A 15,009-nucleotide genomic window follows, 5' to 3' on the forward strand; every position below is an offset into this window, starting at 1 on the left:
ATCTTTATATGCAACAGTCACATAATAAGGGTCTGCATCATTTATTACACCAACTACAGTATTTTCTTCTACTTTTGTATGTTTGTGGATTTGATCAGATTTTGCAATAAATTGTGCAGCTTCTGCACGGGTAATCGCTCTATTAGGGGACCAGCTCTTTCCGTCTTCAGTGCCCTTAGAAATTTCTGTTTGTATTAAAATATTTGCATATCTTTCTCCCCAATGCCCTTTTAAATCCTCAAATGTAGTTACACTATTTTTAGCAACTTTATTTTCTAATTTATAAGCATTTGCCACCATTGAAGCCATGGATGCACGATTAATCAAACCTGTTGGAAGGAAGTTACCATTTCCATCTCCTTTAATAACACCTGCTTTTTCAACAGCTGCAATGTAAGGTGCTGCCCAGTGGTTTTGAGCATCTCGGAAAGATGGTTTAGCATTCTTATTAATTTCTAATCCAAGCATTATAGCCATTATTTTGGCAGCTGAACCGCGGTCAATTGTTTCAGCAGGAGCAAAAGTACCATCGGGTTTTCCGTGTAATGCGCCTTTTTCAACTAGGTAATTTACAGAAGGGCTTGCCCAATTTGGGACATCTGGAAATTTATGAGTATTTGCAAATGCACTAGATGAGTAGGATAGTAGACTTCCAGCAAGAATTCCTGTAGCAATTAATTTGTATTTCAAAATGTAACACTCCTAAAAAATAGTATAGCTTGGTAAATCTATCATTTATAGTGAATCTTATAAGTAATATGAATTAGTTTAAATAATAGAGTAGGTTGGCAATTTCGTTATATTACAGGTAAATAATAATTAGTTAATTTAAATTATTATTTCGAAAAAAATCTATAGGCATACACTTATAATAAGGGGCTATTTGATATATTTACCAAGCTTGTGTAACCAGTATAGTTACTTATATATATGAGTGTCAATTAAAAAAGAATTACATTTTTGTAAGGTAACCATGTTAATAATATAGTAAGTAATTATTATGTAAGGTGAATAATTACTCATTATAATAACTATAAGGATGAATTAAATAAAGAGGGATGTTTAGCGTTATTTACCAGTTATTTATTGTGGTTTTTATTTTCGTTGGACTTCTATTATTATTTGTATTATTTGGTCATCATACTGCGGGGTTTTTAAATTTAAACAGTCACGGTGGCCTCTTACCAAATGGTGCAACAGGTTTAATTATATCCATGTTGGTCGTTATCAATTAATTATTGAAGATAATAAATTAAATAATTTGGATTTATATGTGGGGTATTTTTGTACATCTCCTGAAAAAGGCGAATAAGAAGTACTCTCCTAAAATTTCTAACGAAGTACTTCGTATATACTATTTACTGTATTTTAGATAGTAAATTTGATCGCACTAATTCTTGAATAAACAATAAGATTCTTAGAGAATAGCTTAGAAAAAATTCGAGGAAGTTTAAATAAATGTGGTTGCAATTATTTAAACCTTTGAAGTTAAAAAACTTTTATGAATTTTTCGCTAGATTATAAGCTTTAAATGTTGAAATTTATTTACTTATTTCGCCAAATGAATACATTTATACAATTAGATGGAAGTTATGGGTGTTGAATCAAAACATAATAGTTTGTTATTGATGAGTTTATCGTAAAGTTGTTATTTAATGTGTCATCAAATAGTATTTGTATACAATGATAAATAAAGAAAAGGAGATTATTATGAGAAAAAATAGATTAAAAGATACAACATAGATAGCATGAATAGCTTGGGGTGTAAAAACATAAAAAACAAAAATCCTTAAGTGCATTAAGGAAAAATGAGGGAGTTAATATGGGGAATAATTCAAAACATAAAACTAGAAAAATACTTGCAGCCACCGCTACAGTAACTATGCTTGCAACTGGAATGATTTCTACAACAGATATCATTGCAGAGGAAACGCAGCAGCAAAATAAAATATCGACATCACTTCAAGAGGAAAAGTCAGTTAAATCAGAAAACAGGACATATACAGTCCCAGGAAAAGGGGATGTAGAGGTACTGAAACAAAAGGAAAGAAAAAGTATGGCATTTAGTCCATATGAACCGACTGGTTTATATGCAAAGCCAAATGAACAAATAACGATTAATGTAGAAGGAAATCAAAATATTCAAGCATACATTGGAACGTATTCGTATGATGCTTCTTGGAGAGAAGATTCTAAAATAAAATCATTTACATTAAAACCAGGTATAAACACAATCCAATCTCCAAATGGAGGAATGATTTATTTTTACAATAAACAACAAGGTGGCACCATTCGAACAACAGTCACAACTGGTGGAACGACTACTCCTCTCTTTGAACTAGGCAAGCATACAAAACAAGATTTAATAGACATGCTGAACCAATACCCAAATGCACATGCAGTGGAGCTAAAAGGAGAACGTGTATTAATTACGGCCAGCCCTGCACGTGTTAAGAAATATTTGCTAGGTTCTAATACAGATCCTGTACAACTCTTAAAAAAGATGGATGAAGCTACCCGAATTCAAGACAAAGTAGCTGGATTATCCGAAGAACAAGCAGACAAGCATTATATTCATTACGTAGAAGAAAATCATTCACCAGATTATTATATGTATGCGACTTCTTATCGAACTGCATATGTAGGAGATGCAATTCAATACGTGTTAGATATTAATAAATTTATAAAAGATGGTTGGGGTCCTTGGCATGAGGCAGGGCATTTGAGACAGCAATCACCATGGAAGTTTTATAATATGACAGAAGTACAAAATAATATTTACAGCCTTTCTGTAGAAAAAGCATTTACATCTAATCAACCTTTTAGATTGCAACAAGAGGGCGCTTATACTAAGGCATTTCAATACTTAGAACAACCTAATAAAAATTATGACGAAGTTAGTGATGTTTTTGTTAAGCTTGTTATGCTCTGGCAACTACAGTTAGCATATGGAGAAGACTTCTATCCTAAATTGCATCAATTGTATAGAGATATGCCTTCTAATGAACTTCCACAAACTGATGAAAATAAAAAACAATTATTTATGATCTCAGCATCAAAAGTAGCCAAACAAAATTTGATGCCTTTCTTTGAGAAGTGGGGATTACGTCCAAATAATGATACCATTCAAAAAGTGGCTGCATTAGGATATCCGATTTTAACAGCAGAGATTTGGAAGGGGACGGATTCTAATCCGATTAAACCAGATATGCCTAATGTAAATAATATTTTAGAAGGAAACCAGTTTGCATGGTCGCTGAAAGGGATTGGAGATTTTGAATTCGCAAAAGTAAATTTAAATAAATTAACAGAAGAAATGCAAATGGATCTAAAAGCAGGTGTACCACATAACTACTTTGATAGTACATATGCAAGTATTAAAGTGCAAAACACATCAGGTAAAGTAGTATATAACAAGGAGTTTTATGGGAATAAACAGCAAAATGCTGGAACACAAAAAGTTTCAGTAAAGACCGGCGATTTTATTGAGTTTACACATTTAAAAGGTGGAGAGAGGGCAACATTAATAAATTTAGATAATAATAAACGTGAAAGCCTTGATAAAAAAGTAATGTATGAAGTTACAAAGGATGGCCTGAAAAAAGTAAATCAAATTGTTAATCCGAAACCAGATACAGAAGCTCCCACACAGCCACAAGGATTATATGCAAGCAACCTTACTTCTAACAGTGTAGAGCTAAAATGGAATCCTTCTACAGATAATATAGGTGTAAAAGAATATCAGGTATTACGTGATGGACAATTGATTCAAACCGTACAAGGAACGACATTTATTGATCAAAACTTAACAGCTAATAAGGAATATAAATATGCAGTGAAGGCTGTAGATGCAGCTGGAAATACATCTATTCAAAGTGAAATTCTTCCGGTAAAAACCAAAGATCAAAATGTATCTTATGAAAAATGGGATCCAAAGAAGGCATATACAAAGGGCGATAAAGTAGAACATCAAGGGACAGTGTATGAAGCGGTTCAAAATCATCAAGGAAATGGTGACCCGAATTGGATATTTGCGTTATCTTTATGGAAACCACTTACAATAAAATAACATGTAAGAATCAGATGTGAAGATAGAACAACATAAAATTGGGGCAGTATTTTAAAGATTTACTGGATGTTGCTTGAATTTTGATAGATTTCTCTACTAAGTTATTATTCAATATTGAACTACTCACCACTTAACGCCCTTACGGACTTTTTGAAGTGGGAGATTCCTGCGAACACCGGTGTATCCACCGGTTATCTTAGCAGGCTCTACCCGTAGTCCCTACGGTGAGAACATAAGTATCTTGTACGTTAACGCAACACACTCCCTACTTTAGCTTGGTTTTCGCAACTTCGGCAAGCATGGGGCGATAGAACGTTGAAGATTTTACGGTTGCAACGTTTTTCTGCAACCAACCTCATATCTTCAGTTTTCGAAGAGCAATCTGTACAAGTAAATAAAAATTAGAAAAGGATGTAGATTAGTGATTAGTCAGAAAACGAAGAAAAGATTTAATAAAGTTATTATAATGACCGCAGCATGTAGCATGTTTTCTATGTTTGGAACGTCTATTTTGCACACTAAAGCTGCAACACATTCAGCTGCTCCAGCAGTTTATGTGAGTCCCCAAAATATACCTGCCTCAGATATTATTAGTATAGACTGGTCACCAGTTCAGACACCACCTTATACGTACTGGGCTGTACACAACTGGAATGCAGGTGGTGAAGCTGGAGGATATGCTGGTTTTCAACAACAAAGTGGGTTTGATGAAAATGGAAAACGTACTTTACATTTTGCCTTATGGGATCCAATTTCCTCTAAAGAAGCAATAAAGGCCGAATACTTATCTCCGAATTCGCAAGCTGGACCCTTTGGAGGAGAAGGAACAGGAATGAAGGTTCAAACAACTTATGGTTGGAAAGACTACAATTGGTACACAATGACAATGCGTTCATGGCAAGAAAATGGTCATACTAAATTTGGACAATGGATGAAAGATGTAACAAAGAATAAATGGCATCAAATTGCAATTATGGACTTTCCGGTTGCTAATGTTGCATTTAATCATGGATTAGGAATGTTTCAAGAAGACTGGGCTGATAGTGGACAGAACGTTCGAGAAGCGCGCCTAAAAAATGGTTATAGCCGAAAATTAGTTGATAAACAATGGAGTTCTTGGAATAATCAAAGTATTTCTGGAACGCATGATAATACTTATCAATATGATGGAGGATCTACTTCAGAATATGTATGGGTCAAAGCAGGAGGTAATACGCAGTCTACTATTGGGTCAGGAAAAATATTCACGCTAAATCAACCTACTCAACCTGAAATAGGAAAACTAGATTTTGATATCCAATCTATATATTATGAAAATGAAAAATTAAATGTATTTTGGAAACTAAAAGAAAATAGTACACCGCAATTTAAGGGGAAAATTGAAATTTATAACAATGAAAATATGACGGGCCAACCTATTAACGTAATTAATGATATTAAATCTTATCAAAATGGAATCAGTCAATCTATATCATTACCAACAAATGCTTATGCAAAAATTGTATTAACGGATATATTTGATCAAACTGTTGAGAAAAAGGTACAAATCAAAAATGAATCTCCAAACATTTTTGAAGGTAATGAATTTGCATGGTCGCTGAAAGGGATTGGAGATTTTGAATTTGCGAAAGTAAATTTAAATAAATCAACAGAAGAAATGAAAATTGATCTAAAAGCAGGTGTACCACATGACTACTTTGATAGTACATATGCAAGTATTAAAGTGCAAAACACATCAGGTAAAGTGGTCTATAACAAAGAGATTTATGGAAACAAACAGCAAAATGCTGAATCGCAAAAAGTTCCAGTCAAAGTAGGCGATTATATAGAGTTAACACATCTAGAAGGTGTACATAGAGCTACTCTTACAAATGTAGATAATAGTGAACAAGAGAGCTTTGGAAAAAAAGCCATATACGAAGTTACAAAGGAAGGCCTGAAGAAAGTAGAAAAAATGCCAGAAGCAAAAATTTTAGAAGGAAACAAGTTTGCATGGTCATTAAAAGGATATAGTGATAGAGAAATTGCAAAAGTAGATTATGATAAAACGGTAGAAGAGATGAAGGTAAAACTAGAAGCAGGTGTACCACATTCCTATTTTGCTAGTACGTATGCGAGTATTAAGGTCCAGAATTCTTCTGGTAACGTTCTGTACAATAAGGAAATCGTGGGAAATAAACAACAAAATGCTGAAAGCCAAACTGTGCCCGTTAAGGTAGGGGATTACATTGAATTTACCCATATAGAAGGAGAAGCAACAAAGGAAAAAACGCGAGCAACTTTAATTAACCTTGAAAATAACAAAAATGAAACCATTGGAAAAACAGCAAGATATCAAGTTACAAAAGAAGGCTTGAAGAAAGTAGAGAAAATGCCAGAAACAACGGTTTTAGATGGAAATCAATTCGCTTGGTCATTAAAGGGATATAATGATCGAGAAATCGCGAAAATAGAATATAACAAAGCAACAGAAAAAATGCAGCTTAAATTAGAAGCGGGTATACCCCATTCTTATTTTACTAATACGTATGCAAGCATTAAAGTCCAGAATTTATCCGGTAATATTTTGTACAATAAAGAAATTATAGGAAATAGACAACAAGATGCTGAGAGCCAAACCGTTTCAGTCAAAGTAGGAGATTGTATTGAGTTTACTCATATAGAGGGAGAAGCACAAAAGGAAAAGACACGCGCCACACTTACTAATCTTGAGAATAGTAAACAGGAGTATATGGGAAAGAAAAGAATATATCAGGTTACCTCTATGGGATTATTAATAAAGTCATAGATTTCACTACAAAAGTTAAATTATAGATTTATATATTATATAAAAATCTTAACCATTATACGCATTAAAAAATTCTCAAGAGAATATAGATTGGCGGGTATAGTATGAACATATTCAAAGGGTTTCTAATTTCATCAATTGCAATGACCACATTTGTAGGAACAGATCTAATTCTACAAAATGATAGTATTCATAATAAAGTTTACGCTGAATCTTATAATGTCACATACAAAGAAAGAGATTCACAGGAAGAAAGATTAGTTGTAAAGTTTAAAAATCAAATTGACTTACCTTATGAAGATGGTATTGAGAAACGAATAAAAAATGGGGATTATGATAACAATTTAAAGAAGTTATTTTCCGAAAATACAGAACTTACTTTGAATCGTCTGTTCTCATCTGTAAATCCGATAGAGATTGAAAAGTTATCAGTACAATCTAAATCAGTTGTTAATGAATCAGCTAATAATTTATTAAATTATTATATTGTACAAGCTCCTAATAACATAGAAATAGAATTATTACTGAAAAAATTTGAAACATCTCCTCTCGTAGAGGAGGCTTATATACAAGAAAAACAAATTTTGACACCCCCTGAAATACAGTTACCAAATTTATCTGTTAATCCGTACGATGATCCTAGATTTAAAAATCAAGGATATCTTGAATCGGCACCAAAGGGAATTAATGCCTCGCATGCTTGGAGCATTAAAGGTGGTGATGGGAAGGATACAACTTTTGTGGATATGGAATATGGATGGTTATTGAATCATGAGGATTTAGTCAATAAAAATATTAAGCTTATGTCGGGACAAAATATAAGCCAGCATAGAGCTCATGGTACTTCTGTATTAGGAATTGTTTCATCTGAAGATAATCAAATTGGAAATATTGGAATTGCACCAAAAGCAAATGTAAAAGTAATATCCCAGATCAGGGATAATGGAATTTATAATACGGCGGATGCTATTTTAAGTGCTGTACATAATTTACAAGCGGGAGATATTCTTTTATTAGAGGCACAAGCTTCGTATGATGGGTATGGGGATAAATATTTACCTGTAGAAGTACATCCAGATATTTTTGATGCAATTCGTGTTGGTGCAGATAAAGGGATTATTATTATAGAAGCTGGCGCAAATGGTTCAAACGACTTAGATAATTTTAAAGATCGTAATGGAAAAAAGATCTTAAATCGAAATAGTCCAGACTTCAAGGATTCAGGTGCTATTATGGTTGGGGCGGGATCATCAACTGTTCCACATAAACGTTTATGGTTTTCAAATTATGGAAGTCGATTAGATGTATATGGATGGGGAGAAAATGTTGATACAACATCAGCAAATCCAAGTCAAAATACTACAAATTTATATACATCAACATTTAGTGGAACATCAAGTGCTTCACCAATTATTGCTGGAGCAGCAACTTCGATTCAAGGTATTGCTAAAGAACATCGAGGTTCTCCTTATACACCAGCCGAATTAAGAAATATCTTAAGTAATCCAAATACAGGAACAAAATCTCAAGATCCGTGGAATGATAGAATAGGTGTTTTACCTGATCTAAAATCTATATTAGATAACTTAGATTTTAATTCAGATATACCGAACTCTTCTAGTATTTTAGAAGGAAATCAATTTGCATGGTCACTAAAAGGAATAAGTGATTTTGAGTTTGCTAAAATCAATTTCAATAAGTCGACAGAAGAAATGCAAGTGGACTTAAAAGCAGGCGTACCGCATCATTATTTTAATGAAACATATGCAAGTATTAAAGTACAAAATGCATCAGGCAAAGTAGTATACAATAAAAACATTTATGGAAACAAACAACAAAATGCTGAATCGCAAAAAGTTCCAGTTAAAGTAGGAGATTATATTGAGTTAACACATCAAGAAGGTGTGCATAGAGCTACTTTAACAAATGTAGATAATAGTAAACAAGAAAGCTTTGGAAAAAAAGCAATGTACGAAGTTACAAAAGAAGGTCTGAAGAAAGTAGAAAAAATGCCAGAAACAACGGTTTTAGATGGAAATCAATTTAGTTGGTCTTTAAAAGGATATAGTGATAGAGAAATTGCAAAAGTAAATTATAATAGGGTAACAGAGAAAATGCAGGTGAATTTAGAAGCAGGCGTACCACATTCTTATTTTAATAATACGTATGCGAGTATCAAAGTACAGAATTCATCCGGTAGTGTTGTGTACAATAAGGAAATAGTGGGAAATAGACAGCAAACTGCTGAAAGCCAAACTGTGCCGGTCAAAGTGGGAGATTATATCGAGTTTACCCATATAGAAGGGGAAGCAGTAAATGAAAAGACACGGGCTAAACTTACTAACCTTGAGAATAATAAACAAGAATATATAGGCAAAAAAAGAATCTATCAAGCTACTTCAACGGGATTAAACAAAATAGATTAACATGAAAAACATTCAAATTTTTAGTTTGATGCTTAATAGTCGTTCATTATGAACGACTATTTGGCATTTATTTAATATAAAGTGAAATTAATTTTAAAAATATGTTTGAGGACTGAGTGATGTTTAGGTGCTATAGATTTGAGAAAAAAGAAACAGAATAATAAGGTATTTGTTGATAAAGACTCTATTGTATTACAATATTTTACATATTTGGTATGATGTATATGAGTGCTATATAATAAGGGAGGAATGAGAATGAAGTGGTTCATAGCTCATGCAAATGGTAATAATATCTTTAAAAAGTTAGTTTTAATGGTGTTACCAATGGTTCTAATGATAATGATGATAACCCCATCGAATGATGCATTGGCAGCCAACCAATCAAATGCAAGTTCACTAAAAGGTGTGAATCTATTTAATGGAAGCTGGACTGTTGCTATACAAGCTGCAAATTTACAATATGTTTCTGCTGAGCCATCGGGCAATGTAGTAGCAAATCGTAATGCAGTTAATGAATGGGAGAAATTCGAATTAATTCCGACTGGAGAATTATATACGTATGCTTTAAAAGCGAAAAGTAATGGCAAGTACGTTTCGTTTGAGCCAAATGGTAGAGTAGTAGCAGATCGTACATCAATTGGGGCATGGGAAAAATTTATTTTATATAATGGTGGAGACAATAGGATATATGTATTACAAGCGTTAAGTAATGGTAGATTTATATCAGCAAATAGTGGTAGAGAATTAACTGCTAATAGTTATGTAGCTGGAAGTTGGGAAAGATTTGTTATTGTGTATTTCTAAATTTTGAATTGTTTTATATATAAATAATAATGACTGGTTTAGTTCATATGCATGCTAAATAAAGAGTTAAGTACTTAATACAAGTGTATATTAAGGTGTAAAAAGGACTGACTGCAAGTAATTGTCAGTCCTTTTTGTATGTTAAATAAGTAATTACGGAGGATATAATGAGAAGAAAAAGAACCCTATTGGGTTCTTTTTCAAGGCATATTAACCGTAAGGAGAATCATGAAATGCTACTTCAAATCTTTATTAGGGGAAAGATTTTGAAAAAGCTTAACATACATCTATTTTTACATAAATGTAAGATATAGTAAATTGATAATATTTACACTTACTATTACTAATATTCAATTAATATAGTTAACACTATGTTTATAGTGTTAACTGATGTTTAGTGTAGTATACATTTAGAAATCTAGTATTAGATTATAATTGTCAAAAAAGCTAATAGATTTATCATTTCAAATTCTAACTAACATTTAAACGATTTTAATTGAAATGGGGTGTGTATTAACTCTTATAAGATAATGAAAGTAAATAAAATAAACAAAGACCCTGTAAAAAAATACAGGGTCGGATACAGGGTTAAGGGAACGCATAGTTTCTTAAAAACATAATAGCATATATATTTTGTGTAGCTATATGAGGATTTTGACAAAATTAAGAACAAGACAGAAAATCTTTAAGAAATTATATTGGTGGAGATATGGTTTGGAAGTGAACTGTTTACCTGTTGATATAGATGAAAACTTTGGAGCATCGTGATCAAACTTTCTTTAAATAAGGGGATTAGGTTATTGAGGTAATTGGATCTTCCTGAAAAAGAAAAATATTTTTAAATTAAAAGTAGAAAAGACACCTTTCGGGTGTCTTTTCTTTTGGTATACAGCTTACATATTGCTGAATAAGATACGAAATCATAATTCGACTATGAAATAAACAACTTAAGAAATTTTAACATAATATGGACTGAAAAGAATATGTAATATTGCATTTTTAGTTTTCGATTTATTTATTGGTATAGAAAAGCAGTATAAATAAAAAGGTCATGCAGTCGTATCTGCCGCCCCTTTTAGGAGGAATTCAAGACACCGATAGAACACGTATTGGTAAAAAGGCTCAAAAATAGTATATGTAAAAAGAAAAAGTCCTATACCAAAAGTGGACTGAGCCGTATCTTTTTTACTTATTTAAAAATTAAATTTCATTCTTTTCAAAATAAGTACGGTAAACATATGATTTGGAATGAAATTAGAAAAAGTATACATGAAAATGGCAGACAACAATTTTGTCGTCTGCCAGTGCCAATGGACTGAATGAGTTAGTCAATTACTATATATTGCTACCCCATTACCAGAAGAGTGAAGCCGCTAGTTCAAACGGCTTAAACCTAGTATGCCTAATAAAGAAAAAATTATGAGTAGAAATTTTGTTTGCTCTATATGAAAAGATAAATAGATATTCATCAGACAAGGATAATACAGCATACCTTGAATAGGGTGTAGGAACGAATTAAGGAAAAGAATGTAATGTTATTAGAGAAGGGACTGAATCAGGAATGGGAATTTCGGACAGGATTTTGGGAGCCGTGGTTGCCTTTGGTATTGCGACTAATATCACTGCTTGTATAATACCATTATACATTCAAAAGTATGAGCTAATGATAAACTGCCTTATAAATATTTTATTTTTAATACTTATAGCTAAAACGTTTATTAAGATGAAAATTAACAAATGGATGGCATTAGGATTTACGTTGGTTGTAATAGAAAAAGGTATTAAGGCAGGTTATGACTTCTACACACATGATTACTATGGTGTCAGTTGGAGTTTAGCTATCATTATCTATTGCATATACGAGATGGAAAATTATTATGTTGAAACAAATAATTAGCCGCAAAAATAAGGATTAGTAGGCGTAATTCTTATTAAAGTATACAATTTTTTTGAACAATGATATTACGATCCTGTTTTTTACTTCAAGAGCATAAAAAAAGACGCCATAAGGCGCCCAAAAATTGGGTAAATGAGGTTTTAGTTTTCCAATCTAAAGAAATTATGTATCAGCTCACAATGAGAGCATATCATAATATGTAATCAAAATAATATGCATTATTACATATCCGAGTTTAACAAAAGTAAGATGAGAGTAAACTAAAATATTATAAAAAAGACACTACAAGAGTGTCTTTTTTGGGGAAATACTCTATAATTAACTTAGGGGAAGGTAATGTTAGAGTATTCGTTTAGCATTATCTTTATATTTGATAAACCATGAAATCGAAAGATTTTGTGGTTTATTTTTTGAACAATAGATATTACAGTATTGGCAGTGAGCTATTGATTATTATAAGCATTGGGAGAGAAGGGATTAAAAGTCTAACATCGAATAACGGTTCCGGAATATAGTGTTGCGAAATGATCTCCCATATCCCAAACGGTACTTGCGTGTATATAGCCCTTAAAGCCTTCTGAAGAATAATAAATCTCTTTTGGTATACTTTCTTTAGTTTGGAAATGTGCTTTAGAGTACTTTACATAATGGTTTTTAATAACTTTTGATTCTGGAACAATAGTGTTTTTTTGTTCCAATGTTTGCCTAGCACTAGAAGGTGGTATGAATCTTACAGTGTCTTGGTAATTATGATCTAAGGTGTCAGCCTGTACACTGTGTGACGACACAAAGACGCTTAAACCACTTCCCACAATTAATGTTGCAAATGCTAACTTTGAGAATTTTGTTAATCTACTCATTTTACAATCTCCTTTTCATTATTTTGTAAGGTATCTCCTTACACCTCACAGTCTATATCCACTACAAAAGGGTGTACATACATATTGATAGACAAAATTCTACAAAATACCTCATCTTTTTGGGGATTGTGTATAATAATCCAATGTTTAATAATTTATCAGAAGTAAAAAAGTAGGTCTTATATAAAAGAAAATGAATAATTTATGCAAGTAATGTATATAAAATTATTGTTTAAATATTCTAAAATGAGTTGATAAAGATGTGGGAATTTTTTTAGAAAATAAATGATTCCAAAGATTAAATTTGGAAGTTAGATTCTTTTTTTAAGTTTATTTTTATAGTATTATTCACATGTGTGAATTATTAAGATTTAAATATAAAAAAGTGAGAAAAATGATAAACATTCTTCTCACTTTCATCAATTAGGGTGGCATATACATAAATATGCGTTTAAGAGGATTTTTGGATGAAAAATCCACATGAATAGTATAACAAAATATTTAGAACTATTCGCATGTAATATTGCATATGAAGAGTCGGTAGTTATAATAGTTAGCGTATTTCCATTATTGTTTAACAGATTTTCCTAAAAGATTCACCTTCCTTAAGCGTGTACAGGGTGATACGTGAGAGATAAATTATATGTAAAGCCCCTCCGAATGGAGGGGCTTTACATACACTTACATTAAGTTTGTTGTGGTGCACCACCATGATCGCCAACACTATATGTGGGAGCGGGGTAATGTCCATGAGTAGCAAACTGATCCGCTTTAGAAAATTGAGAAATTCCCACCATTAGAACCCCAATAAAAGCAATACCCGATAATAATAGGCTGATTTTTTTCATTATTTCAACACTCCTTTTTCGATTGATTTTCGTCTTGCTTGGTAACAAATATGGAAATAGTCACTTACCTTTTGGTGGTTCTCTAATTGTCTACATTTTGTTGCAAATAATTCGGCGTATTCGACAACATATTCCCATAATTCTTCTTCCTCAAAGTATAAGATTCCTTCTTGAATGATTTTTTCTAATTCTTCAAGTGGAATATTTTCATTTAATCTTTTTAAAATAGAGAAGTGGTGTGTGTATTCTTCGTTATGAATTCCTCTGCAAATCTGTAATCCCTTATCAATGAGTTTGCTAGCTGCTGATTGTTCTCCTAATTTATAATGTTCCTTAGCTTGTAGGAAGATAGCCTTGAAGTGTGTAGGGATTTTTTCTGTTACTTCTGAAAGGTGACGAATAGCTAACGTAGACATACTTTGATCAGAATACAGCCACCCCATAGTACTTTTTACGTATAACAAGGAATCTTCTTCCTTATTATTCTGTAGTAATTCAATTGCACAATGTAGATATTCTTCTGCTTGTTCGTACTGCTTTAAATAGATACAGCAACCACCTAACAAACTATTACAAAAGGCTGTTTTTACTTCATAACCTTCATACTTCGAAAAGATTGCCCTTGATTTATTTGCGTATTCGATAGAAGCGAGCATGTTATAGGTATGGTGATAAAAAGTAGCAATTCTATAGTAGAATTCAGCGTGTTCAATTTCATCTGGAATGTTTACTAATATCTTTTCTGCCAGTTTATAATGTTCCTCTGCCTCAGTAAAACTTGATATAAAAGTGGAATGAATGGATTTAAAAAAGTGATAATAGAAGCGTAGAAAATGGTCTGTAGGCATATCATAATCACTAATAGCATCAAAACTATTTTGTTGAATACCGAGGCTATCTGTTAAGACCGTGTAACGAAATTCAAGTAGTGAGTAATAAAGTAACAAATTTTGATCCTGACGTTCTTGATTTGGCTCAATGCTTAACTTATTAATTTTTTCATCAATCTTCTTTTTTAGATTAGTAGCTTTTATCACTTGTTGAGATAGCATAGATCGATACCAGTCGTTCAATAGAGAGGTTAATTGTTCATTTCCCTTTACTGAAACACTCACTATATACGCCCCCATCCTATAGAAATATCTTAATCCTATATAATTGTAACTATCATAGCAAAATAGAAGAAAAAATGGAGGTATTTTACAATGTTTTTCAATAAAATTCATAAAAAATAATCAATTTATGTCGAATGTACTTAGAATTTAAGAAATTTCCTTTTCGTAAAACGGATTAATTACGTATGCATTTTTAAATTAA

General features: G+C 32.1%; 9 protein-coding genes and 1 pseudogene. 6 read left to right on the forward strand and 4 right to left on the reverse strand.

The annotated features are described in order from the left end of the window. A partial coding sequence (locus tag GFJ36_RS29505) for an S-layer homology domain-containing protein (RefSeq protein WP_275940647.1) occupies window positions 1-690 on the reverse strand: 690 nt, incomplete at its 3' end. A 395-nt stretch (window positions 691-1,085) separates the two neighbouring features. On the opposite strand from GFJ36_RS29505, the pseudogene GFJ36_RS29510 reads away from it, so the two are divergent. From GFJ36_RS29510 to GFJ36_RS10700, 6 genes and pseudogenes are all read left to right on the forward strand, one after another. Further along, window positions 1,086-1,229, forward strand: a pseudogene (locus GFJ36_RS29510) (gamma-aminobutyrate permease); the annotation flags it as partial. A gap of 593 nt (window positions 1,230-1,822) precedes the next feature. Beyond that, a complete protein-coding gene (locus tag GFJ36_RS10680; RefSeq protein WP_157349551.1) occupies window positions 1,823-4,069 on the forward strand; it encodes a M60 family metallopeptidase in 2,247 nt (748 codons plus the stop codon). A gap of 421 nt (window positions 4,070-4,490) precedes the next feature. Further along, window positions 4,491-6,857 carry a putative mucin/carbohydrate-binding domain-containing protein gene (locus GFJ36_RS10685; protein ID WP_098230870.1) on the forward strand — a complete coding sequence of 789 codons (2,367 nt, stop codon included), beginning with the start codon at window positions 4,491-4,493 and terminating at the stop codon, window positions 6,855-6,857. Between the two features lie 104 nt (window positions 6,858-6,961). Further along, the gene (locus tag GFJ36_RS10690) at window positions 6,962-9,283 is read left to right on the forward strand and encodes a putative mucin/carbohydrate-binding domain-containing protein (protein ID WP_098230868.1); all 2,322 of its coding nucleotides are present in this window, start codon (window positions 6,962-6,964) and stop codon (window positions 9,281-9,283) included. A gap of 255 nt (window positions 9,284-9,538) precedes the next feature. Next, a complete protein-coding gene (locus GFJ36_RS10695; protein WP_088123170.1) occupies window positions 9,539-10,087 on the forward strand; it encodes a fascin domain-containing protein in 549 nt (182 codons plus the stop codon). Window positions 10,088-11,648: 1,561 nt separating this feature from the next. Beyond that, on the forward strand, window positions 11,649-11,984 hold the full coding sequence (locus GFJ36_RS10700) for a hypothetical protein (protein WP_097892009.1): 336 nt from the start codon (window positions 11,649-11,651) through the stop codon (window positions 11,982-11,984). A 485-nt stretch (window positions 11,985-12,469) separates the two neighbouring features. Here GFJ36_RS10700 and GFJ36_RS10705 read toward each other — a convergent pair whose 3' ends face one another. The 3 genes from GFJ36_RS10705 to GFJ36_RS10715 all read right to left on the reverse strand — a co-directional run bounded on the left by GFJ36_RS10705 (window position 12,470) and on the right by GFJ36_RS10715 (window position 14,807). Continuing rightward, the gene (locus GFJ36_RS10705; protein WP_097892006.1) at window positions 12,470-12,844 is read right to left on the reverse strand and encodes a hypothetical protein; all 375 of its coding nucleotides are present in this window, start codon (window positions 12,842-12,844) and stop codon (window positions 12,470-12,472) included. A 686-nt stretch (window positions 12,845-13,530) separates the two neighbouring features. Beyond that, window positions 13,531-13,692, reverse strand: a complete 162-nt coding sequence (locus tag GFJ36_RS10710; protein ID WP_097892004.1) for a Phr family secreted Rap phosphatase inhibitor — start codon at window positions 13,690-13,692, stop codon at window positions 13,531-13,533. Beyond that, window positions 13,692-14,807, reverse strand: coding sequence for a response regulator aspartate phosphatase (locus GFJ36_RS10715; RefSeq protein WP_097892001.1), 1,116 nt, complete (start codon window positions 14,805-14,807; stop codon window positions 13,692-13,694). The genes GFJ36_RS10710 and GFJ36_RS10715 overlap by 1 nt, the downstream gene beginning before the upstream one ends. Window positions 14,808-15,009 lie beyond the last annotated feature (202 nt).

This window comes from Bacillus sp. EE-W1 (assembly GCF_009760835.1).
Lineage (GTDB): Bacteria > Bacillota > Bacilli > Bacillales > Bacillaceae_G > Bacillus_A > Bacillus_A wiedmannii.

Excerpts from the sequence above, each read along its gene's own strand:
- GFJ36_RS10680 (WP_157349551.1), top strand. The coding sequence starts at position 1,823 with ATGGGGAATAATTCAAAACATAAAACTAGAAAAATACTTGCAGCCACC.
- GFJ36_RS10690 (WP_098230868.1), top strand. The coding sequence starts at position 6,962 with ATGAACATATTCAAAGGGTTTCTAATTTCATCAATTGCAATGACCACA.
- GFJ36_RS10695 (WP_088123170.1), top strand. The coding sequence starts at position 9,539 with ATGAAGTGGTTCATAGCTCATGCAAATGGTAATAATATCTTTAAAAAG.
- GFJ36_RS10700 (WP_097892009.1), top strand. The coding sequence starts at position 11,649 with ATGGGAATTTCGGACAGGATTTTGGGAGCCGTGGTTGCCTTTGGTATT.
- GFJ36_RS10705 (WP_097892006.1), bottom strand. The coding sequence starts at position 12,844 with ATGAGTAGATTAACAAAATTCTCAAAGTTAGCATTTGCAACATTAATT.
- GFJ36_RS10710 (WP_097892004.1), bottom strand. The coding sequence starts at position 13,692 with ATGAAAAAAATCAGCCTATTATTATCGGGTATTGCTTTTATTGGGGTT.